General features: G+C 55.5%; 17 protein-coding genes, 1 tRNA gene and 2 pseudogenes. 15 read left to right on the plus strand and 5 right to left on the minus strand.

Features of this window, described 5'->3' with window-relative positions:
- The first annotated feature begins 1 nt into the window (after position 1).
- From G4C92_RS08035 to G4C92_RS08075, 9 genes are all read left to right on the plus strand, one after another.
- Positions 2-856: a class II fructose-bisphosphate aldolase gene (locus G4C92_RS08035; RefSeq protein WP_274939349.1), complete on the plus strand. Its 855-nt coding sequence runs from the start codon at positions 2-4 to the stop codon at positions 854-856.
- An 84-nt stretch (positions 857-940) separates the two neighbouring features.
- Positions 941-1,918: a class II fructose-bisphosphate aldolase gene (locus G4C92_RS08040; protein ID WP_274939350.1), complete on the plus strand. Its 978-nt coding sequence runs from the start codon at positions 941-943 to the stop codon at positions 1,916-1,918.
- A gap of 95 nt (positions 1,919-2,013) precedes the next feature.
- Entirely contained in the window at positions 2,014-2,850 is an 837-nt protein-coding gene (locus G4C92_RS08045; protein WP_274939351.1) for a MurR/RpiR family transcriptional regulator, read from the plus strand.
- 162 nt (positions 2,851-3,012) lie between these two features.
- Positions 3,013-4,023, plus strand: coding sequence for a DUF4432 family protein (locus G4C92_RS08050; RefSeq protein WP_274939352.1), 1,011 nt, complete (start codon positions 3,013-3,015; stop codon positions 4,021-4,023).
- 399 nt (positions 4,024-4,422) lie between these two features.
- A complete protein-coding gene (locus G4C92_RS08055; protein WP_274939353.1) occupies positions 4,423-5,745 on the plus strand; it encodes an ABC transporter substrate-binding protein in 1,323 nt (440 codons plus the stop codon).
- 95 nt (positions 5,746-5,840) lie between these two features.
- A complete protein-coding gene (locus G4C92_RS08060) occupies positions 5,841-6,722 on the plus strand; it encodes a carbohydrate ABC transporter permease (RefSeq protein WP_274939354.1) in 882 nt (293 codons plus the stop codon).
- Positions 6,723-6,732: 10 nt separating this feature from the next.
- Positions 6,733-7,578: a carbohydrate ABC transporter permease gene (locus G4C92_RS08065; RefSeq protein WP_274939355.1), complete on the plus strand. Its 846-nt coding sequence runs from the start codon at positions 6,733-6,735 to the stop codon at positions 7,576-7,578.
- A gap of 39 nt (positions 7,579-7,617) precedes the next feature.
- Complete coding sequence (locus tag G4C92_RS08070; protein WP_274939356.1) at positions 7,618-8,655, plus strand: LacI family DNA-binding transcriptional regulator; 1,038 nt, start codon at positions 7,618-7,620, stop codon at positions 8,653-8,655.
- The gene (locus tag G4C92_RS08075; protein WP_274939357.1) at positions 8,642-10,129 is read left to right on the plus strand and encodes a glycoside hydrolase family 32 protein; all 1,488 of its coding nucleotides are present in this window, start codon (positions 8,642-8,644) and stop codon (positions 10,127-10,129) included. Before G4C92_RS08070 ends, G4C92_RS08075 begins: the two co-directional genes overlap by 14 nt.
- A gap of 193 nt (positions 10,130-10,322) precedes the next feature.
- Here the strand turns inward: G4C92_RS08075 and G4C92_RS08080 are convergent, their stop codons facing one another.
- On the minus strand, positions 10,323-11,006 hold the full coding sequence (locus G4C92_RS08080) for a Crp/Fnr family transcriptional regulator (protein WP_274939358.1): 684 nt from the start codon (positions 11,004-11,006) through the stop codon (positions 10,323-10,325).
- 192 nt (positions 11,007-11,198) lie between these two features.
- Between G4C92_RS08080 and G4C92_RS08085 the strand changes: the two genes are divergently transcribed.
- Entirely contained in the window at positions 11,199-11,951 is a 753-nt protein-coding gene (locus G4C92_RS08085) for an ATP-binding protein (protein ID WP_274939359.1), read from the plus strand.
- A 222-nt stretch (positions 11,952-12,173) separates the two neighbouring features.
- Here G4C92_RS08085 and G4C92_RS08090 read toward each other — a convergent pair whose 3' ends face one another.
- From G4C92_RS08090 to G4C92_RS08100, 3 genes are read right to left on the minus strand one after another with little or no spacing between them, the layout of a single operon-like run.
- The gene (locus G4C92_RS08090; protein WP_274939360.1) at positions 12,174-14,012 is read right to left on the minus strand and encodes an ABC transporter ATP-binding protein; all 1,839 of its coding nucleotides are present in this window, start codon (positions 14,010-14,012) and stop codon (positions 12,174-12,176) included.
- The gene (locus G4C92_RS08095; RefSeq protein ID WP_274939361.1) at positions 14,005-16,173 is read right to left on the minus strand and encodes an ABC transporter ATP-binding protein; all 2,169 of its coding nucleotides are present in this window, start codon (positions 16,171-16,173) and stop codon (positions 14,005-14,007) included. The genes G4C92_RS08090 and G4C92_RS08095 overlap by 8 nt, the downstream gene beginning before the upstream one ends.
- Positions 16,170-16,673: a MarR family winged helix-turn-helix transcriptional regulator gene (locus tag G4C92_RS08100; protein ID WP_274939362.1), complete on the minus strand. Its 504-nt coding sequence runs from the start codon at positions 16,671-16,673 to the stop codon at positions 16,170-16,172. The genes G4C92_RS08095 and G4C92_RS08100 overlap by 4 nt, the downstream gene beginning before the upstream one ends.
- Before the next feature lie 345 nt (positions 16,674-17,018).
- On the opposite strand from G4C92_RS08100, the gene G4C92_RS08105 reads away from it, so the two are divergent.
- The 3 genes from G4C92_RS08105 (at position 17,019) to G4C92_RS08115 (ending at position 19,271) form a co-directional block, all read left to right on the plus strand.
- Positions 17,019-17,600, plus strand: coding sequence for a hypothetical protein (locus G4C92_RS08105; protein WP_274939363.1), 582 nt, complete (start codon positions 17,019-17,021; stop codon positions 17,598-17,600).
- A 30-nt stretch (positions 17,601-17,630) separates the two neighbouring features.
- Positions 17,631-18,890 (plus strand): ISAs1 family transposase, encoded by a 1,260-nt coding sequence (locus tag G4C92_RS08110; RefSeq protein ID WP_274939364.1) that lies wholly within the window; start codon positions 17,631-17,633, stop codon positions 18,888-18,890.
- A 307-nt stretch (positions 18,891-19,197) separates the two neighbouring features.
- A tRNA-Pro gene (locus G4C92_RS08115) sits at positions 19,198-19,271 on the plus strand.
- Positions 19,272-19,730: 459 nt separating this feature from the next.
- On the opposite strand, the pseudogene G4C92_RS08120 reads toward G4C92_RS08115, so the two are convergent.
- Positions 19,731-19,877 (minus strand): annotated as a pseudogene (locus G4C92_RS08120) (transposase); the annotation flags it as partial.
- 15 nt (positions 19,878-19,892) lie between these two features.
- Here G4C92_RS08120 and G4C92_RS08125 point away from each other — a divergent pair.
- Together G4C92_RS08125 and G4C92_RS08130 are read left to right on the plus strand one after the other, a co-directional pair.
- A pseudogene (locus tag G4C92_RS08125) lies at positions 19,893-21,062 on the plus strand (IS256 family transposase); the annotation flags it as partial.
- A gap of 354 nt (positions 21,063-21,416) precedes the next feature.
- Positions 21,417-21,575, plus strand: a complete 159-nt coding sequence (locus tag G4C92_RS08130; RefSeq protein ID WP_274939366.1) for a hypothetical protein — start codon at positions 21,417-21,419, stop codon at positions 21,573-21,575.
- Positions 21,576-21,641 lie beyond the last annotated feature (66 nt).

Genomic DNA, 21,641 nt, shown 5'->3' on the forward strand with positions numbered 1-21,641 from the left:
TATGTATGAATCAGTGAAAAACATCATGAGAACGGCGGAAGAGGCGAATACCTCCGCGATCGCGTTCATCTGCATGGACTATGTAATGGCCCGGTCGGTCGTTTTCGCCGCACAGAAAGTCAATACGCCGGCGATTGTCATGCTGTTTCCGGAGCATGTCACCGTCCAGCATACGACAGGAGCTGCCGGTTTTGCGACAGCGGTCAAGGAGCTGGCAGATTCCGTGACAGTTCCGATCGGCCTGCACGCGGACCATGATTTTACGTATGAGGCGATCATGAAGAACATACAGGCCGGCTTTCAGTCCGTCATGATGGACGGATCGATGAACGATCTCGACACCAACATCGCGCTGACAAAAAAGGTGGTGGACCGGGCTCACGAGCTGGGCGTCAGCGTCGAAGGTGAGATCGGTCATGTCGGAGTGGCCGCAAACGCGGAAAATACCAACCTTGATCTGTACACAAAGCCGGACGCCGCGGAGAAATTCTGCCGCGAAACCGGAGTGGACGCGCTGGCTGTTTCCATCGGCAACGCTCACGGCGAGTACAAGGAAACGCCGCATCTGGATCTTCAGCGGCTGGAGGAAATCAACGCGGCGACAAAGACGCCGCTGGTGCTGCATGGCGGCAGTGGAATCCCGGATGATCAGCTGCTGGCTGCATTTTCAAAAGGAATCAACAAATTCAACCTCGGTACGGATTTTCTGAAACGCTACTTCCGGGCTGTGACGGAATACACGCGGGCCTATGCGGACAGCAAGGATCCGGTACGCATCATCGAGATGCCGGAATATGTGCAGTCCAGACTGCAGCCGTATCTTGAGGAGCGGCTGACGACGCTTTGCCATTTCTGATGGCGCAAGGGTATCCTGTCAGTCCGCAGAAGGGGCTGACTGAACATATTTACCTGTCTTACTTATGTGTGGAGGGACAAGACTATGCTGGTTAACATGAAGGAATTGCTTGCGGTGGCGGATGAGCATCATTTTGCGATTCCTGCTTTCAATATTTCCGATTATGCGATGTTCAACGGGATTATGGATATTTCCGAGAGGATGAATGCGCCCGTGATCATCGAAATTCATCCGAATGAGGTGAAGCATATCGGAACGGACATGATTTCCTCGATGGCGAAGAGAGCGGCGGAATCAAAGCTTCCGGTTGTCATCCATCTTGACCACGGTGCCTCGTTCGCGAACGTGATGGCGGCGATCCGCGCGGGCTTTACGTCGGTGATGATCGACGCGTCCGCGCTTCCGTATGAGGAAAATGTCGCGCTGACGAAGAAGGTCGTTGAGGCGGCTCATGCAGCGATCACCTACACGACGGTGGAAGATGCTTCTGATCCCCGTGTACAGGCGGACAAAGAAGACCGTACCGCATGGCACTACGCGCCGTCCTACCACGCATCGGACGTCTCAGTGGAGGCGGAACTCGGCAACATCGGGTCGATCGATGAGTACAAGGGTGAGGTGACACGCGGCATGCATTATACGGAGCCAGAAGAGGCAGTCCGCTTCATCAAAGATACGGGAATCGACTCGCTGGCGGTCGCGATCGGAACCTGCCATGGTCTGTATCCGAAGGGCTTCGTGCCGCATCTTGAAATCGAACGGCTCAAGGCGATCCGCCAGGCGATCCGGGACGCAGGCCTGGAGACGAAGCTGGTGCTTCACGGCGGTTCAGGCAACCCGCAGAGCGAGCTGACGGAGGCTTCAAAAAATGGAATTGTCAAGATTAATATTTCCAGCGACATCAAAAACGCTTATTATAAGAAGATGAGAGAAGTCCTGAAGAACGAGAAACTCAGAGAGCCGAATGAGATCGAGCCGCCCTGCATTGCAGCCATGCAGGAAGTGGCAGCGGATCGGATCCGCTGGTTCGGCGCTGACGGAAAAGCCGGGCTGTATCGCTGAGAAGCGCGACACGACAATTGGAAATTCAGTGACAGGACAACTGCAGGACGGATATGCCTGCAGTTGTTTTGTCAACAGGAGATGATGGGGGCAGTATGGATCATGACGGCGCATCCGTGATGGCAATCATCAAATCGGGATATGAGCAGATGTCCTCTGCGGAACGGAAAGTGGCAGACTGTGTTCTTGAAAGCCCTGACGCGGCGCTGAATATGAATGTCTCGGAGCTGGCTCAGAGCAGCGGGGTCAGCGACGCGACGGTCGTCCGGATGTGCCACAGGCTGGGCTACAAGGGCTACTATCAGCTGCGCCTGATGATGGCCCGGGATCTCGGCAGCGAGGGAGAGTCGCAGCCGGAGGATGACGGAGGAAACCCGGTTCAGAATATTTTCAACCGGTATGCGGCCACGCTGCAGCTGATCGGAAATAATATGGATCCTGCGCTGATGACAAAATGCGCCGGTCTGATCCGGAGCGCCAATATGATCCATGCGATCGGCGTCGGCAATACGAACCATCTTGCCCAGTATCTGGAATTCCGGCTTCAGAGGCTGGGTACGCGATGCATCGCCGACCGGTCACCCGAATATTTTCTGGGTCAGATCAATCTGGGAACGCCGGATGATCTGGTGATCGCGATCTCGAAATCCGGGATGTCGCGAAGTGTGATTCAGGCAGCGGAGATGGGGCACCGGAAGGGAATGAAGGTCATCGCGATCACGGCCTATCAGCTGTCCCCGCTTTCCGAGCTGGCGGATTTTGTTCTGATTTCGGCCGGCCGGAAGGAGTCCTTCAGCTACTATAAAGAATACGCCCAGCTGAACGAGATGGCCGTCATTGACGCACTGCTGGAGTCCGTGCTGGATTGGGACAAAATCCATCGATCCGGTGCGGAGGAGCTGGAGGAGATCCTGGCGGACAATAAATACTGAGCGGTTTGCCGGAGGACCGGACGACCCGGCCCTCTATGGGATGGGAAAGCGGGCCGGCGGCACGGCGCTGCGGCTGTCCGGAAAACCGGTGAAGACATCCGGCTGCCCTGTCCGCCGGATGAAGGGTATTCCGCCGAATCTGGTTCAGAGAGGAGATGCGAAATGAGCGATCACAGACTAAAGGAGGCAGAGTATATCGGCTGTGAGGAGCAGCTGATGACCTGTTTTGAAGGGATGCTGACGGACGGACCGTCAGCCGGCGTGAAGTTTATTCAGGTGGAGAACGGCGGCGGCCTGTCCGCCCGGATCCTGCCAGACCGGGGGCTTGACCTGTATCAGGTGCGTTTCGCGGGGCAGAACATGAACTATCTTTCTCCGGCGGGCGCACGGTCGGCCCGTCTGTACGACGGAAGAGAAGACCATTTCCTGAGGAACTTTTACGTGGGGCAGCTTACGACGGGCGGTCTTCAGAATCTGGGGCCCGAACGCCGCGTCTACGGAGAAATGCAGGGACTGCACGGCCGCTTTGACAATACAGAAGCATCCGGCGTGTTCTGCCGCCGCTTCGTCACGGAGGACGGACGGGCGGGTCTCGAGGTCGGCGGGACGATCCGCGAAGGCCGGATTTTCGGGGAAAACCTGAAGACGGAGCGGCTGTACCGCTTCACGGAGGGTGTGGATACGATCACGCTGACGGATACCGTGACGAACGAAGGCTTTCTGCCGCGCCAGTTCGTGCTGCTGTATCATATCAATTTCGGCTATCCGCTTCTGGAGGAAGGCACGCATCTGACGCTTGATTCGGAGGACGTGAAGCCGCGCACGGAGGAGGCCGCGAAGTATCTGGACACATGGAATGTCATCGAGGCGCCGTCGGCGCCATATCCAGAGCGTTGCTATTTCCACCGCCTGCGCCGGGATGCGGACGGAATGTGCGAATATCAGCTGTACAATGAGAAGCGGAAGATCGGGGCGGCCGTCCGCTTCTCGGGTGAGGTTCTCCCTTACTTCTGCGAGTGGAAGATGCTGGGGAAGGGCGAGTATGTGCTCGGTCTGGAGCCGTCCAACACGTTTATGGACGGTCCGGCTCCGGGGGAAGAGGGATGCGGCGCGCCCGTTCTTCAGCCGGGAGAAAGCCGCACCTATATGGTTGAGTTCCGGTATTTCCGATAATCAGTGCAGGCAGCTGGCGGACAGCCGCCGTGCGGAAGAGAGGTTTTTCCGTACGGCGGCTGGTTCTATTTTCAGAAGGCAGAGAGAAAACAACTTCAGCCCATTGTGCACAAAACGAGAGTTCCTGTTTTGCGCAAACTCGACAAAGACAGGAGAAAGAACCGGAATACGTTGACAGACAAATAAAACATGTGTATTGTGTAAATCAGCAAGTGAAAAGGTTTCCACATCGATAAAAACTGTTACCTTTACAAGGCGGCAGCGGGCTTCCCACCCCGAGCAGGCAGAGAAACAGATCTGACTGTGAAAAGGTTCCGAAGCTCTCTCTTTTTGAAAAATGTGGAAAGGTTTACACACGGACGTCTGAACGGCAGACTCCGGAGGAAAAGGAGGATACGTATGAAGGCAAAGAAACTCGCTGCTGTGGTTCTTACAGCTGCCACTGCGTCGTCGATGCTTGTCGGGGGGAGTGCATCGGTATTTGCTGCCTCGTCTGCGACAGAGCCGGCAGCGGATCTCAATCAGGGCGATGCCAGTACGGCGAAGATCGTGATCTGGAGCCCGACGGACGAGCAGGGAATCGAGAACTGGTGGGCGGAGAAGATCACGGCATGGAATCAGGAGCATCCGGATCTGACCATCGCCCGTCAGGCTATCGACCGTTCGGATTCCTATGCATATGAGAACAAGATCACGACGGCGACCACATCCAACGATCTTCCTGACATTCTGTTCGTGGACGGCCCGACGGTTTCCTACTACGCGGCAAACGGCACGATCATTCCGATCGACGATGTGTACACGGATGAGGACAAGAAGGACTTCATGCCGTCCTCGATCCAGCAGAACACCTATGACGATCATCTCTACGCGATCGGACCGACCGAGTCTTCCGTCGCCCTGTATTACAACAAGGACTATCTTGACAAGGCCGGCATCGAGTATCCGTCCGATACCGATATCAAGAAGGCGTGGACGTGGGATCAGTTCTATGAAAATGCGAAGAAGCTCACGACCGATGATTACGTCGGAACTAACATTGTCATGGACAAGGGCGAAGGCCTGATCTATGCGCTGGAACCGTTCTTCCTCGAGAACGGGGCGAACTTCGTCAGCGATGACGGAAGCAAGGCGGACGGCTATGTCAACAGCAAGGAATCGGTTGAGACGATGGAATATCTCAACAAGTTCATTCAGGAAGGCCTCGCGAATGTCGATCCGGTGAAGGATGAGTTCCTGAACGGCAAGGCGGCCACGATGCTCGGCGGCTCCTGGAATATCGCGGATCTGGAGAAATCCGATCTGAACTGGGGCGTTTCCTATTACCCGGTGTCCAATGACGGCAAAGCGGTTTCACCGACCGGCGACTGGACCGCAGCGGTGACGAAGGACTGCGAGGATCCGGATTCCGCCAAGCAGGTGCTGCAGTATCTGATGAGCACGGATAATGTAGCCGATTATGCATCTGCGATCGCCAAGCCGGCTTCCCGTACTTCTTCCTACGACAAGATGACAGGCTGGGACGAAGGCGCAAGAAAGCTTTTCCTGTGGCAGCTTCAGAACACGGGTGTCGCCCGTCCGAGAACGCCTTCCTACTCGGTTCTGTCTCAGGGCTTTGCGACGGCGATTCTGAACGTCTTCTCCGGATCCGATGCGCAGACCGAGCTGGATACGGTGGCGTCTGATTTCCAGGACGATTATGACACCTACTATGCTCAGTAAGTCCGAGGTTCAGTAAGTTCAATTTCAGGACAGCGTGATCTTTTCAGCGGGAACTGGAAGTCCAGTTCCCGCGTGTCATAAAGAGGGAAAAATTCATGAAAAGAAAACGGACACGTTCGCATGCGATCGGAGGCTATATCCTTTCCGGTCCCGCGGTGGTTCTGCTGGCCGCCTTTCTGATCGTTCCGATCATTCTGACGATCTACTATTCATTCTTCACGTATCAGGTCATGCGGCCGGACCGCATCATTTTCAGTTCGGTGAAGAACTATCAGAAGCTGTTCGCTGACCGGAACTTCTGGCAGGCGCTGCGCAATACGGTTTATTTCACCGTTCTTGTTGTTCCGATCCAGTGTGTGCTGGCCCTCTGTCTTGCGCTGCTGGTCAGCTCCAGAAGAAGAGGCGTCTCGATTTTCCGAACCATGTACTTCAGCCCGCAGGTGACGTCCATGGTGGTCATCGCGATCCTCTGGGTCATTCTTTATAACTCCAACGCGAGCACCGGACTGATCAATGCACTGCTGGCTCATTTCGGGATCGGCCCGATCAACTTCCTGAACGATCCGAAGACGGCGATGAATTCCATCATCTTCATGTCGGCGTGGCAGGGCGCGGGCTACCAGATGATGATCTTCCTTGCGGGCCTCAACGGCATTCCGTCGGAACAGTATGAGGCAGCGTCCGTGGACGGAGCGACCACCTTTCAGCAGTTCCGGTATGTGACGCTTCCCGGCTTGAAGAATACCATCAAATATGTGGTGATGATCACGCTGATTCAGGCGATGAAGCTGTTCACGCAGCCGTATATCATGACGCACGGAGGTCCGCAGAACAAGACGAAGACGCTGGTCTATTATATTTACGAGCAGGGATTCCAGAAGGGCAACTTCGGATATGCCTGCGCGGTGGCGACGATCTTCTTCATCATCGTAGTCGCCCTGTCGATGCTGGTGAAAAAGCTGACAAGGACGAATTGAGGAGGGCGGCATGAAAAGCAAGAAAGCCAATAAGACATACAGAAATATCCTGTTTTACGGCGGAAATCTTCTGATCGGCCTGATTTTCGTCTCCCCGCTGCTCTGGATGGTGGCGGCGTCCTTCAAGCCGGAACTGGAGATCTTCGCGAACATCAATTCGATCAAGACCTTTATCCCGTTCCACTTCACGCTCTCCAATTATGTGGAGGTCTTTCACAGACTGAATATTCCGCAGATCCTCGGAAACACATTCGGCTATATCGCCATTGTCCTCCTCGGCGACCTTCTCTTCGGCTCGATGTGCGGATACGCGCTGGCCAAACTGAAGTTCAGGGGACGCGGCCTGATCCTGACCGTGGTGATCGCGCTGATGTCGATGCCGGTGGAAGCGATTCTCCTGCCCCTTTATATCGAGATGGCCAAACTGAACTGGGTCAACACGATGGCGGGACTGGCGGTTCCGTTCATGATGAACTGCTTCTCGATCTACATGTTTTACTCCTACTTTCTGGATATTCCGGACGCGCTGATCGAGGCGGCCGCGATCGACGGCTGCGGGCCGGTGCGCACCTATTTCAAGGTGGTGCTTCCGCTCGCCAAGACGGTGTTCGCCACCGTGTTCATCCTAGATTTCGTCGCGCGGTGGAATGACTTTATGTGGCCGTTCCTGATCACGACCGGCGAGGACAAGCGGACGGTTCAGCTGGCCGTGCAGGCATTCTTCGGCACGCAGCCGATCCATTACGGCGCAATTATGGCGGCCCTGACGCTGGCCTCCGTGCCGATGCTCCTGATCTACATTTTCATGCAGAAATACTACGTGGAAGGGATTGCTTCATCCGGAATTAAAGGTTAAAGTGGTGACATCTTAATTATATTCCGGAGATGATTGAAAATGAGCGGAATCCTGGATGTCGCGAAACGCGCGGGCGTCAGCATCGGCACAGTCTCCCGCGTTCTCAACCGGAGCGGTTACGCTTCGGAGGAGGCACGGGCTAAAGTGGAGCAGGCCGTCAGAGAACTGAATTACCGGCCGAATGAGCTGGCGAGAAATCTCCTGCAGAACCGTTCCATGACGGTGGCGATGATCGTTCCGGATGTAGCCAATCCGTATTTCAGTGAGCTCGTTTCTGCCTGTGAGCGGGAGCTCCGCAATCACGGATACAAGACGATGCTCTGCGACACGAATGGTCACAAGACTAACGAGCAGACGTATCTCGATATGCTGGACCGCAACATGGTGGACGGTATCCTGACCTGCACACATTCCCTGAACCATGAGCGGTACAAGGCGGTGAACGGGGCGATCGTATCTTTTGATACGATGTACATTAAGAATAAGATCGCCCGAGTAACCGTGAATCACAGGGAAGGCGGCGCGATGGCGGCGCATGAGCTGCTCCGTGCGGGATGCAGGAAGATGCTTCAGTTCCGCGACCGAAAGACGAAGGAAGCGTTCCCGTTCAATGATCGCCATGAGGAATTCGAGCGCATCGTCACGGAGGCGGGAGCGGAATGCATCAACGTGATTGTGAAATGGAATGAATTTGACGAAAACTATTATCAGCATCTGGTCCGGGACTGCTACCGCGCGCATCCGGATGTCACCGGTGTGTTCGGAACGGACAGTGTCGTTTTGCACTATATGAAGCATGTCAGGATGATGGGACGGCGCGTTCCGCAGGATGTGCGTTTTGTGGCCTTCGACGGAACGAAGATGCTTGAGATGTCCTGTCCAACCGTGACGGCAGTCCGGCAGCCAATCAGGAAACTGGCGGCTGAGGGCGTCAATCTGCTGATCCGGAAAATGCAGCATGAAGAGATTCAAAACGACCAGATCGTGCTGCCGGTTGCATTTTCAAAAGGAATTTCCTCGATGACGGATGAGGAATACGAACAATATCGAAAGGAAACGCATCATGACGAAGCTTGAAGCACTGCGCCAGTACGAGCAGGCGCATAAGGATTCCGTTTCAGGGGAGGAGCGGCCTGCGTTCCATCTTTCTCCGGCTGTCGGATGGCTCAATGACCCGAATGGTTTTTCATGGTACCAGGGCAAATATCATCTCTTCTATCAGTTCTATCCTTATGCGCCCCGCTGGAATGTCGGAGTGAACTGGGGGCACTGGACCTCGGAGAACCTTGTGGAGTGGAAGAGGGAGCCGGCGGCGATGGCTCCGGATGAGAGCTATGAAACGGGAGTGTTTTCCGGGAGTGCGGTGACGGATGCGGACGGTTCCCACCTGCTGATGTATACGGCGCATTTTGAGGAGGAGAAGATACCCGGCGAGGTGTATCGCCGCGAGACGCAGTGTCTGGCGCGGGGCGACGGGAAGGATTACAGCAAAGATCCGCGCAATCCGGTGATCGCGGAGAAGGAGCTTCCGGCTGACTGCGAGATCAGCGATTTCCGGGACCCGAAGCTGTGGATTGAGCAAGACGGGACTTATTCTGCGATTCTGGCGTCCAGAGACCGCCGGACTCAGCTTGGCAAGCTGCTGCTGTTCCAGTCGGAGAACGCCGGGGAGTGGCACTATGTCAGCACGATCCTTGCCAATGACGGCCGTTTCGGCCGCATGTGGGAGTGCCCGGATTTCTATATGCTGGATGGGCGCTGCGTGGTTTCCGCATCGGCGATGGCCGTGAAGAACGATGATCCGTCTTACCGGAACGGGTATACGGTGCTGGCGTTTATCGGAGATTATGACGAACAGACACACCGGTTTACGGCCGGCGAGCCGCAGGGACTCGATCTCGGGTTCGACTTTTATGCGCCGCAGACGATGGAGACGCCGGACGGAAGAAGGATTCTGGTCGCCTGGATGCAGGCTCCTGAAACCGGAGGTAATGCGCCGGAGACGATAAAATGGTATGGCATGATGACGTTCCCGAGGGAGCTTTCGGTGCGGGACGGCCATCTTTATCAGAAGCCGGTCCGGGAGATTGAAAAGCTGCATCTGGATACCGTTCGGGCTGATCAGACGCTTGAAGGCGAGACGGAACTGGATGGTATTAGTGGCCGCGTCATTGATCTGTCGGTCGATGTGACGGTTCCCGAAAAAGATGCGGAACCATTCGAGATGGATTTTGCTTCGGACGGCACACACCGGATCAGCCTGAAGTGGGATCCGGAAAGCGGACGGCTCCTTCTGGACCGGAGACATGACGGACGTTCTTCGTCTGTCTGCAGCGTCCGTGAGACGGTTGTCCGGCCCGGACAGACGCTGTCCCTGCGGATTTTACTTGACCGGTTCTCCTACGAGATTTTTGTGAACGGCGGAGCTCAGGTGCTGTCGGGTACGATGTATGAGATGCCGGCGGAGGCGGACCGGATCGCGTTCCAGTCGGACGGCGCACGCGTTTGCGCTGAAAAGCACGCGCTGCGTGAGGTGATGGGCGCACTCTGAGACGCTGAAGATCAGGATTACGGGGGTCCGGGCGCCATGCTGGTCCTATCGTTTCGATTCGAACCGGTCGTTGCGCTGCATTAGAGAGCAGCGGTGATGTCGTGCAGGAGATCCCGGAAGGAAATGGGCGCTGTCTTGCTTCGAAGAAGAGCAGGCAGACCGTATAGTAGCAAAGTTCGAGGAGGAGCGGTTTTTACCGCTCCTCCTCTTGTGTCCGCGTATTCGCCTGAAGTGTAAAGTGATTTTTCCTGTACTCGATGAGGCCGTCCGCCTTCATCCGGCTCAGCTCCTTCGAGAGCGCGGTGCGGTCGAGGTTCAGGTAATCCGCCATCTGCTGGCGGTCGTACGGGATGTCGAAGGACACGGCGTGCTTTTGCAGCGAGACCGCGTACAGGTAGGACATGATCCGGGAGCGTGCGGACTTCGGCGCGGTATGAAGGCTCCGCCTGGAGAGGCGGAGGTTCTTGCGCATTGAAATGCGGAGCAGGTTCTGCGTGATCCGGAGCAGCCACGGTTCCATCCGGCCGGAGAGGCTTCCGAGACGGCTGATCCGGATGAAGAGGATCCGGCAGTCTTCGTTCGCCCGGACGTCGACCAGCAGGACGGCGTCGGGCAGCGTGGCGTAGGTTTCCGCGAAGAACTGGCCTTCGCCCGCGTGACTCAGAATGGTGCGCCGCCCCCAGAGGTCGGTGTGCTCGATGGTGACGCTGCCGGTGAGCACGAGACCCATCACCTGCGTCGTGTCGCCGGCTGAGAGAATCCACTCGTCTTTCCGGTAGGTGCGCTCGAAGGCGCACAGCGCTTCGAGCGCCGAACGGATTTCCGGATCCGTAAGTCCCTGAAAAAAGGCGGTCCGGCTGAGATCTGCAATTTCCATTCCGTTCTTCCTTTCTTTTCCGGCCCTGCGCACAGGCGTGCGGCCGCCGGATGGATTTCATGAAAATGTGGTCACAGCCACCTCTTTGATGACGCAAGTATAGTATAGTCGGATCAGAAAGACAAGAAACGGCGGGAGCGCCGGAGGAGAACGGATGCGGGGACGGCGGCGCCGTCCGGCAAGGAGGTCAGGATGGTTCGGAAGATTATTCACATCGATGAGGAAAAATGCAACGGCTGCGGTGCGTGCGCGAACGCCTGCCATGAAGGCGCGATCGATATAGTCGATGGCAAGGCGAAGCTCGTGCGGGAGCATTTCTGCGACGGATTCGGCGACTGCCTTCCGAACTGCCCCACAGGCGCGATTACGTTCGAGGAGCGGGAGGCGCCGGCTTATGACGCCGAGGCGGTGAAGCAAAGCCGTGCGGCCGCCGGGCTGCGGGCGGAGGAGCCGGCGCGGCACGCGCCGTCAGGCGCGCCTCACGCCGGCGGGTGTCCGGGATCCCGGTTTATGGCGCTGGGTGCTCAGGACGAACCGGAGACGAAGGAGAGCGCCGTGTCTTCAGGCGCGCCGGTTTCCCGCCTGATGCAGTGGCCGGTGCAGATTCAGCTGCTGCCGGAGGAGGCGCCCTTCTACGACGGCGCGAAGCTTCTGATCGCGGCCGACTGCACGGCCTACGCCTACGCGAACATGCATGAGGACTTCATGAAGGGAAGGGTCACGCTGATCGGATGCCCGAAGCTGGATCCGGTGGATTACACGGACAAGCTGACGGAGATCATCACGCGGAACGAGATCCGGAGCGTCACGATCGTCCGGATGGAGGTGCCCTGCTGCGGCGGGCTGGAATACGCGGCCCGGGAAGCGCTTAAGAACAGCGGCAAGTTCCTTCCGTGGAGGGTTGTCACGATTTCCCGGGACGGACAGATTCTGGAGGAAGAGTAAGGGAGCACAGGAATCAGCCGGAAAGACTCTGCCGCGGCAGCCGTCGCGTAAGATTGCCGGAAGTGCACGCCGCGGCAGCTGCCGCGAGGGTGGCTTGCCGGAAGAACAGGCCGCTGAATCTGAAGCGAGAGCGTTTGCCGGGAGACGGAAGAAACGGGGATCAGCCTTGATTGGCTGGTCCCCGTTTGCTGCGGGATGAGGCATGCATTTCCATCAGAGTTTTCAGGCGCTGATCTGCTCGAACTGGCTCCGGTAGAGGTCCGCGTAGAAGCCGTTCTGAGCGAGCAGTTCGCTGTGGGTACCCTGCTCGATGATGTCACCGTCCTTCATGACGAGAATCAGATCCGCGTTCCGGATCGTGGAGAGCCGGTGGGCGATCACAAAGCTGGTACGGCCCTTCATCAGATTGTCCATCGCCTTCTGGATCCGCACCTCTGTTCTCGTATCCACGGAGGAGGTGGCTTCATCCAGGATCAGGATCCGGCTGTCAGCCAGGATCGCCCGGGCGATAGTCAGAAGCTGCTTCTGGCCCTGAGAGATATTGGTGGTTTCCTCGTTCAGCATGGTCTGATAGCCGTCGGGCTGCTGCATGATGAAGTGATGCGCGTGCGCGGCTTTCGCGGCGGCGATCACCTCCTCGTCGGTGGCGTCGGGCCGCCCGTACCGGATGTTTTCCATAATGGTGCCGTTGAACAGCCATGTGTCCTGAAGCACCATCCCCAGCATGCCGCGCAGATCCGGACGGCTGAACTCGCGGACATCATGTCCGTCCACAAGGACCGCCCCGCTGTCCACATCGTAGAACCGCATCAGAAGTTTGACGACCGTTGTCTTGCCGGCTCCGGTAGGACCGACGATCGCGATTTTCTGGCCGTCCCGGATCTTTGCCGAGAAGTGATGGATGACCGGCTGATCCTTATTGTATCCGAAGCAGACGTCACGGAATTCCACGTTGCCGGCAAGCCCGGCCGGATCGACCGGATGGGCCGCGGTCTGCGGCTCCTCTTCCTCGGCGAGAAACTCGAAGACGCGCTCGGACGCGGCAGTGGAGGACTGGAGCTGATTCAGCACCTGGGCGATCTGATTGATCGGCTGCGTAAAGCTCCTGATGTACTGGAAAAATGCCTGTATATCGCCGACGGCAATGGCATTGCGGATCACCAGAAAACCGCCGAGAATCGCCACGGCGACATAGCCGAGATTGCCGATGAACTGCATGACCGGCATCATCAGGCCTGAGAAGAACTGAGACTTCCAGCCGCTTTCGCAGAGCTTGTCGTTGGAGGCTTCAAACGTTCCGAGGACGGCGCTTTCCTGATTGTAGGCCCGGATGACATTCTGGCCGGCGAAGACTTCCTCGACCTGTCCGTTGACATCGCCGAGATACCTCTGCTGATCCCGGAAGTATCGCTGGGACCGTTTCATCACGAACCCGACGATTCCCGCGGAGACGGGGAGGATCACCAGCGCGGCCAGTGTCATCCAGACGTTGATGGAGAGCATCATGATCAGCACTCCGACGATCGTCGTGAGGGAGGTGATCAGCTGGGTGATACTCTGGTTGATGCCCTGCTGCAGCGTATCCACGTCGTTTGTGATCCGGGAGAGCACCTCGCCGTAGGGGCGGCTTTCGAAATACTTCAGCGGGATCCGGTTGATTTTGACAGAGATGTCCTTCCTCAAATTGTAGCCGACATCATTGGAAATTCCGGTCATCACGATCCCCTGCAGAAAGGAGAAGGCCGCGCTGACCGCGTACAGGATCAGTGATGTCAGCAGGATCCGCGAGATTTTTGCGAACGGAATACCGCCGGTGCCCCGGATCTTGGCCATCAGTCCGCTGAACAGCTCGGTCGTCGCCCGACCGAGGATCTTCGGGCCGATGATGGTGAAGACGGTTCCGGCGACCGCGCAGAGCAGCATGACGGCGAGACGGAGCCGGTAACGGCTCATGTACCGCGTCAGCTCGCTGAATGCCTTTTTGAAATCCTTCGGCTTCTCAACCGGTCTCATGCCTCCGTGCGGCCCTCGCCGCGCCGGACGTCTGTCGGATTCACTCATGGTCCGGTCCCTCCTTTCCGTTTCCGTCCGTTTCTACGGACGGTATGCTGCGCTGCCGGATGGCTTCCTGATCGTCAGCGGACAGCTGGGAGCTGGCGATCTGCTGATAAACCTCGCAGTTCGCCATCAGTTCCTTATGAGTTCCGCGGCCGACGACCCGCCCCTCATCGAGCACAAGGATCTCGTCCGCGCCGAGAATCGAGCTGATCCGCTGCGCGACGACGATGGTGGTGACGCCCGCTGTCCTTTTCTTCAGCGCGCGCCGCAGCGCCGCGTCCGTACGGAAGTCCAGAGCGGAGAAACTGTCATCGAAAAGATAAAACTCCGGCCTCTTCGCGACCGCCCGGGCGATCGCAATCCGCTGCTTCTGACCGCCGGAAAGGTTCGAGCCGCCCTGGGCGATCCGGCTGCGGATGCCGCCTTCTTTTTCATTGACGAAGTCCGCCTGCGCGATGGAGAGGGCGTCCAGAAGTTCGCCTTCCGCCGCGTCTTTTCTTCCGAACCGGAGATTGGATTCGACGGTGCCGGAGAACAGAACGGATTTCTGCGGCACATAGCCGATTCGTTCTCTCAGATCCGCCAGATCCATTTTCCGGATATCCGTGCCGTCCACGCGGATCGCGCCCTCCGTGACGTCAAAGAAACGAGGGATCAGGTTCACAAGCGTGGATTTTCCGCTTCCCGTGCTTCCGATCAGCGCGACGGTCTGGCCTTTTTTCGTGGTGAAGGAAATATCTTTCAGCACGTCTTCCTCCGCGCCGGGGTAACGGAACGACACATGATCAAATTCGAGAAGCCCCCCGGAGCCGGATGGAACGGACAGCGGATGAACGGGACTCTGAATCATCGGCCTGGTGTCCAGCACCTCGTTGATCCGCCGGGCGGATACGCTCGCGCGGGGCATGAAGACCGCGATGGCGGAGATCATCAGAAAGGCCATGATGATCTGCATCGCGTACTGGATGAAGGCCATCATGTCACCGACCTGAAGCCGTCCATGGTCAATGCCGTGGGCACCGGAGTAGATGATGAGCACGCTGATCGCGTTCATGATCAGCATCATGGCCGGCATCATCAGTGACATCGCCCGGTTGACGAAGAGATTGGTCTTCGTGAGATCCCGGTTTGCGTCGTCAAAGCGGCGTTCTTCTCTTTTTTCCGCGGAGAAGGCGCGGATCACGGGGATTCCGGTGAGAATTTCCCGGGAAATCAGGTTCATCCGGTCGATTTTCGACTGCAGCACACGGAAGCGCGGCATGACGAACGCGAAGAGCACGCCCATCAGCGCGGCCAGAGCGCCGACGCCGACGGCCAGAATCCATGAGAGATACGACCCGGTCTGGGAGACGCGGATCAGGCCGCCGATCGCCAGAATCGGAGCATAGAGTACGATCCGGAACATCAGTGTGATCACCATCTGAACCTGCTGGATGTCATTCGTGCTTCGGGTGATCAGAGAGGCGGTCGAAAAACGGTTCATCTCATGGCTGGAGAACGTCAGTACCTTCCGGTACACATCCTGCCGAAGATCACGTCCGAGGCCGGCGGAGAGCCGGCTGGCAAGGTAGGCCACGAGGATCGAGCAGATCATCGCGATGAGCGCGAAGAGCAGCATGCGGCCCCCGGTACGCAGAAGATAGTCGGTCTGCATTTTCCCGAGATCGATGTTCTGCGCCTGATACTCGGAGGCGACATACTGGACCGCAGCCTGCGTGACGATACTCTGGGGGTATTCCTTCAGCATCTTGTCGAGCTGCGCCGTCATCACGCGGATCATCGGTTCCGGAAGAGAGGTGATGTCGACGCCTTTCTGCCCGGCGAAAACGGCCGCGGCTTCGGCGCGTGAGAGCGTATCGCTGAGTTTCTTCCGCTGCGCGGCGGTGAGTGTCCTCAGGCGGTACAGGCTGTTCGATTTTGTGTAACGTCGAAGCACATCCTTCCGGCTGCTTTCGGGCAGGAGCATGAGGAGCGTCTTCATCGAGCCGTCCCGGATCGTCTCCGGCACCGCGTCCTCAATGCCTTTCTGGGAAATGCCTGTGTCAATGATTTTTGATGTGCAGGACGGCAGCGCCAGATCGCAGTAGGCCTGGGCCAGCAGCAGAACCACAATCAGGAGAATCCAGCCGAGACTCTTCCTCATGCGTCCGAACATTCGTATCATAAGGTCCTCCGGGTGAAGGACGGATCAGCGGAATCGGATGCGGCGGATCCGCTGAGTGCCCGTGTGATGTTGCCGCCGGCCCGATCGAGCAGGCGGGTGAGCTCTTTCAGTTCCTGTTCCGTGAACCCGTCCAGTGCCAGATCAAGCGCGCGGTGCTGGGCTTCCAGAATATCACGGATCACCGGCTTTGATTTTTCTGTCAGGTGGTTGTGCGTGCGCCTCCGGTCTTTCTCGTCCCGCTCGACCGTGATGTACTCTTCGCGGAGGAGACGGCTCAGAGACTGGGAGATATGGGAGCGGGTGCACATCCCCTTTCCGGACAGTTCCTTTTCCATCGAGCGGCCCGTGTTGTCCGGGTCCCGTTCCTCCAGATCCAGGTGGTACAGGACGATGATGTCCATCATCCGGAGATGGTAGGTTTCCGTGATGCTTTCCATCTCCCTCTCGATCAGCTTGCGGAACTGCATGCTGCAGGCCAGCGCCTGCGGAAGATCGTTCATAATGCCTCCCTTCCCACATTACATACATGATAAAATGAAAATATTTAATTATTAAACTATTTACGATCAGATACAGTAGCACGGAGGAACGGAGCTGTCAAGCGCAAAACGGCGCGGGGCGGAAGCGCCGGCTATCTTCGACTGAGCGCTTTCCCAATGCACAATCGGCATCCATAAATGATCAGGGCTGTTTCATGAAGAGAAATTAAGATAGGTTACATCTCAGTTTTTATCGGGGATAGCGATTGATATACATGTCAATTGCTACCCTCGATTTTTTTGCATTGTAGAGGTATAATGTCTTTATAGTATAGGTATATGCCACCTATACAGAAAGGAGGCATTATGCAGAAGCTGGATAAAGTCTATCCAGAGTGGGTGCAGAAGTTTCGGACGAAAGGAACTACTGTGAAGAAAAAAGGAGACGCTTATTATCTTTACAAGCGTACTTCAAAACGTGTGCCTGGCAAAAAATACCCGCAGCCGGTCGACCGTTATCTCGGAAAGATCACACCGGACGGAGTGATCAAAAGTGACATGAGGAAAGTATCTGTCAGTTCCATTGAGGTAAAGGAATACGGTTTTTCAAAAGCAGTATGGGATCTTTGCCCGGAAGATTGGAAAAAACCTCTTGGGGATGATTGGGAAGATGTCCTTCGGATCCTGATCAAAAAGGATTCTCCGAATACATTTCTGGGAAAGGAGTATGTCATCAAAGATGAGGATGAATTCCGCTATCAGTTCGCGGCGCAGAAGTCATCTCTCATCCGGCGGATCTTCAAGGCAACGGGGATCGAATGGGAAGAACTCACTTCCCTGAATACGATATATAAAGTTTATCTGGAGAAAGAGGCAGTCATCTCCAGGATCACATCCGAGCAGAAAGCCCTGTTGGAACGGGCCGGGATAGAACTGGAGGTCGGCTAAGCTGTTGGGGCTGCCTGCTATGTAAGGCCGTTGATCGAGTTCCTTCGGACAGTTCCGGACCCAAGAAAAGAACGGAACCGGCGCCACGACCATGCGGAGATACTGCTGTGCCTGGCTATAGGATATGCGGCGGGAAAGACATCCTATCGCAGGGCGATGGAGTGGTGCGAACGCCATATATCATTTCTCCGTACAGGGATGACATTGAAAAACGGGGTCCCATCCGTATCAACGGTCAGCAGGCTGATGTCTTCGATCGACGAGGAGTTGTTTCTTTATGCCTTTATGGAATGGATCGGAGAGATCCTGGACTCACGGGGACTGCATCTGATCATTGATGGGAAAGCGCTGCGCGGGGCAACATCAAAGGTCCGGGGCGAACGGACCCCTATGATCATGAATGTGATCGACGCGCAGACGAAGCTCGTACTGTGCCAATATCCCATTGATTGTAAGGAAAACGAATGCGCGGCGATACCGAAGTTACTGAAGCTGCTGAATATCCGGGGAAGTACAGTGACTATAGACGCGATCGGCACCAATACTGGTATCATGGAGCAGATCGTGCAGGCGGGCGGTCATTATGTATTGACCGTAAAAAGGAACAATCCAGAGACATATGAAGATCTGGTCAGAACTTTTCAGGAACTGGGAAAGACCTACGAAGACAGTCAGGCAGATGGATCCTGTAAAAAGCGGTACCAGGAACTCCTCGCAAAGTATGAGCAGGATGACCACTATGAAAAAAACAGGGAACGGCATGAACATCGATACTACCAGGTGTGTCATGACCCGACGGTATTGGAACGGACCATGAGGGACTGGGGATCTGTAAAAACGGTCGGATGTGTACGGCAGATACGGATACCAGTCCGGAGAAATGAGAAAGGCGAGGAGACAACGCCAGATGAAAAGACATTTTTACAAAACAGGGAAAAAACAATAGGGGCAGACGCTGATGACGGGAGATCGGCAAAGGTCCAGATGGTCGGGGTGGTATCAGACAGAGAGCTCAGTCTGGATGAGATGGCAAAGATCAAACGGCAGCACTGGATGATAGAGAACAGTCTTCATCATGTGCTGGACGATACATTCCGGGAAGATCGCTCACCAGCTAAAAGATCCAGGAATAATCTGGCCCTGATCAGAAAGATCAGTTATAACGTGTTGAGGATAGCCTTTAAGGAAGAAATATCCCCAGGCGTTATGACTGAAAGGATGGACATATTTGCTGATAGTCCGGATCTGATCACGAAATATTTCTTCTCACCCATACTGAGCCTCAATTAAAGTATAGGTAATCCGGAAGGCTCTGTAAAGGTAGAGAGGGGTATTTTGCGCTTTTTCATGAGGGAAAAAGGGTGATATTCCGGACGCACCCGCCCAATAAGGAAGAAACGTCGCGGAAGCGACGTTTCTAGGAATCAAACCCGCCCGTCCGGAGCAGGGGAATGTAAAAATGACGTGATTCATAGTATAAAGCGGGTCGGAACAGTATTCATGAAACAACCCTGATAAATGATAAAAAACCGTTGACATTTGTCCGAGTCCCTGTTAAACTAGCTTTTGCTGTGAGACGTTGAACATCACAAGCAATCGATGCGTGGCTCAGTTTGGTAGAGCGCTGCGTTCGGGACGCAGAGGCCGCTGGTTCGAATCCAGTCGCATCGATTAAAAAATCGATCGCCGTAGGGCGGTCGATTTTTTAATTTATCCGAATGAAACGCCCCGGCGGTCTTTGTAAGGCCCGAAGCGGGACGCAGAGGGTCGAAAGGTCCGGTGGACCTTTCGACGGTTCGAATCCAGTCGCAAATCGATCGCCGTAGGGCGGTCGATTTTTTAATTTATCCGAATGAAACGCCCCGGCGGTCTTTGGAAGGCCCGAGGCGGGACGCAGAGGGTCGAAAGGTCCGGTGGACCTTTCGACGGTTCGAATCCAGTGCAAATCGATCGCCGCAGGGCGGTCGATTTTTTAATCCTGAATTTCACGAAGCATGGATTTCCCCATTCCCATGAATGATTTCTTTGAAATTCTACATTGGCGCTATGCTTTCTCCTGAGCCACTGCAAAAATGGGCGCACGAATCCCGCGGTCATTAAAAAGGGCTGATTCGAAAGTCAAAGTGCGCATTTGGCTTCCTTGATGAAGTTCTCCATCTTACCTCGGCCACAGTAGAACCGGATGATCTGTTCCGGGAGAGATTCCATTGTAGTGACTACAAAGGTATACAGGTGGATCATCTGGTCATAAGGCTTTTCGATCTTGAAGACAACTCTTGACAATCGATGCTTTTCCGAACCATCCTTCAGGATAGCCTGAATTCGGTTCTTAAGGCCGAATCCCAGGAGCAGCTCCAGGCGGCGCCGTATGAGCGTTCAGAAGGCCGTACAGACTCGAGAAACGGTTTCCGAACCAGAGATCTCAAAACGCGGATCGGAACGATAACGTTGAATGTACCGAGACACAGAAACCAGCCATTCCATACGATGGTCTTTGAGAACGACTCCCGCAGCGAGGCCGCTCTGGTTACGACCATGGCGGAAACGGTCGTGAGCGGTGTATCCACCAGGAAAGTTGCAAGGGTCGTAGAAACGCTCTGCGGTTCATCGATTTCTAAATCCGCCGTTTCCGATGTCTGCAAGGATCTCGATAAGGAAGTCGAGGCATTCCGCAGCCGGCCGATCGAAGGGAATGATCCGTTCCTCACGGTCGACGCTGCGTATTTCAAGGTACGTGAGAACGGCCGGGTTGTCTCGAAAGCGCTGATGATTGCCTATGGCACCAATGACGATGGAAAGCGCGAAATCCTTGGCTTCTCGGCCTACCGTAACGAGTCACGTGAGACATGGAAAGATTTCCTGACAGGCCTGAAAAAGCGCGGCCTGTGCGGCCTCATGATGATTACATCCGATGCTCACGATGGCATTATCAATGCCTCCAGGGAGGTATTTCCGGACGTTCCGTGGCAACGGTGTCAGTTTCACTTTTCAAAGAACATCGCCGACAAAGCACCGAAGAAGGTACAGGCTGGTCTCTGTGCTGAACTGCAGGAAATGTTCAACTGCAAGAAGATCGAGGCTGCCAGGAAAAAGCGGGACCAGGTTCTCGCCGATTATCAGGAATCCGCTTCGTCAGCCATGGAATGCCTTGACGAGGGCTTCGAAAGCGCTATGACCGTGATGACGCTTCCGGAAGGGATGCGCCGCTTCTTCCGGACATCGAACCACATTGAGCGGCTGAACCGAGAGCTGAAACGGCGTTCCGGTGTTATCGGGATATTTCCGAATGAAGCTTCGCTGATCCGGCTGATGGGATCTGTCCTGATGGAACAGAACAGCATCAGTCAGGCCAGAAAGGCAATCTTCAGCAAAGAGTCTTATCAGAAGCTGCTGAAATCAGATGCTCGAAATCACCTGCATCAGATTGCCGAAGAACAGGCCGTCCTCCTGGCAGCATCGTGATCGACAGTTATACCTGAAGGCAATTTACACACAAAGTTGGACTTGGCTTCCGTGGCATCGATGAAAACGAAAAGTGTCGTTATAACTACCAACACTGCATGGAACTCAGGCGATCCGGATATACACAGGAGAAGTTTGAGCAAAACAAGGAGACATTCGGTGTGTACGTTCTGCAGAGCAACTGCGCAAAATCTGCAGAAGAGGTTTTCAGCAGTTATAAAAACGTTGGGGCATCGAAATGCTTTACCAGTACATGAAGAACAAGGCAGATTTCAATGACCTTATGATTTCAGACTACTACAAGGAACAGGGCTTCGCATTCCTGATGCTTATCACCGGTCAGATTCATCAAAAATGATCGCTGCGGTGAAGAAACTCGACAACAACGCCATTTCCGTCCATGATATCCTGCTTATGGCAAGATGCATGAAAATGGAACGGCGGGGCAGCAACTGGAATCTCAAAAACGCCAGAAAACGGGATCTCCAGATGCTGAAGCAGATTGGTTTTTAACCGAAGATCACGGTAACGGATTCATAAGGAATCCGGCAACATATCGGTAAAAACCTAAATGATTGT

This window comes from Chordicoccus furentiruminis (genome assembly GCF_019355395.1).
Lineage (GTDB): Bacteria > Bacillota > Clostridia > Lachnospirales > Lachnospiraceae > Chordicoccus > Chordicoccus furentiruminis.

Bases quoted from the DNA above. Each gene is read 5' to 3' on its own strand.
- G4C92_RS08095 (WP_274939361.1), bottom strand. From the start codon at position 16,173: ATGATACGAATGTTCGGACGCATGAGGAAGAGTCTCGGCTGGATTCTC.
- G4C92_RS08060 (WP_274939354.1), top strand. From the start codon at position 5,841: ATGAAAAGAAAACGGACACGTTCGCATGCGATCGGAGGCTATATCCTT.
- G4C92_RS08085 (WP_274939359.1), top strand. From the start codon at position 11,199: ATGGTTCGGAAGATTATTCACATCGATGAGGAAAAATGCAACGGCTGC.
- G4C92_RS08105 (WP_274939363.1), top strand. From the start codon at position 17,019: ATGCAGAAGCTGGATAAAGTCTATCCAGAGTGGGTGCAGAAGTTTCGG.
- G4C92_RS08065 (WP_274939355.1), top strand. From the start codon at position 6,733: ATGAAAAGCAAGAAAGCCAATAAGACATACAGAAATATCCTGTTTTAC.
- G4C92_RS08080 (WP_274939358.1), bottom strand. From the start codon at position 11,006: ATGGAAATTGCAGATCTCAGCCGGACCGCCTTTTTTCAGGGACTTACG.
- G4C92_RS08070 (WP_274939356.1), top strand. From the start codon at position 7,618: ATGAGCGGAATCCTGGATGTCGCGAAACGCGCGGGCGTCAGCATCGGC.
- G4C92_RS08045 (WP_274939351.1), top strand. From the start codon at position 2,014: ATGGATCATGACGGCGCATCCGTGATGGCAATCATCAAATCGGGATAT.
- G4C92_RS08090 (WP_274939360.1), bottom strand. From the start codon at position 14,012: ATGAGTGAATCCGACAGACGTCCGGCGCGGCGAGGGCCGCACGGAGGC.
- G4C92_RS08075 (WP_274939357.1), top strand. From the start codon at position 8,642: ATGACGAAGCTTGAAGCACTGCGCCAGTACGAGCAGGCGCATAAGGAT.
- G4C92_RS08050 (WP_274939352.1), top strand. From the start codon at position 3,013: ATGAGCGATCACAGACTAAAGGAGGCAGAGTATATCGGCTGTGAGGAG.
- G4C92_RS08055 (WP_274939353.1), top strand. From the start codon at position 4,423: ATGAAGGCAAAGAAACTCGCTGCTGTGGTTCTTACAGCTGCCACTGCG.
- G4C92_RS08040 (WP_274939350.1), top strand. From the start codon at position 941: ATGCTGGTTAACATGAAGGAATTGCTTGCGGTGGCGGATGAGCATCAT.
- G4C92_RS08035 (WP_274939349.1), top strand. From the start codon at position 2: ATGTATGAATCAGTGAAAAACATCATGAGAACGGCGGAAGAGGCGAAT.
- G4C92_RS08100 (WP_274939362.1), bottom strand. From the start codon at position 16,673: ATGAACGATCTTCCGCAGGCGCTGGCCTGCAGCATGCAGTTCCGCAAG.
- G4C92_RS08130 (WP_274939366.1), top strand. From the start codon at position 21,417: ATGATCGCTGCGGTGAAGAAACTCGACAACAACGCCATTTCCGTCCAT.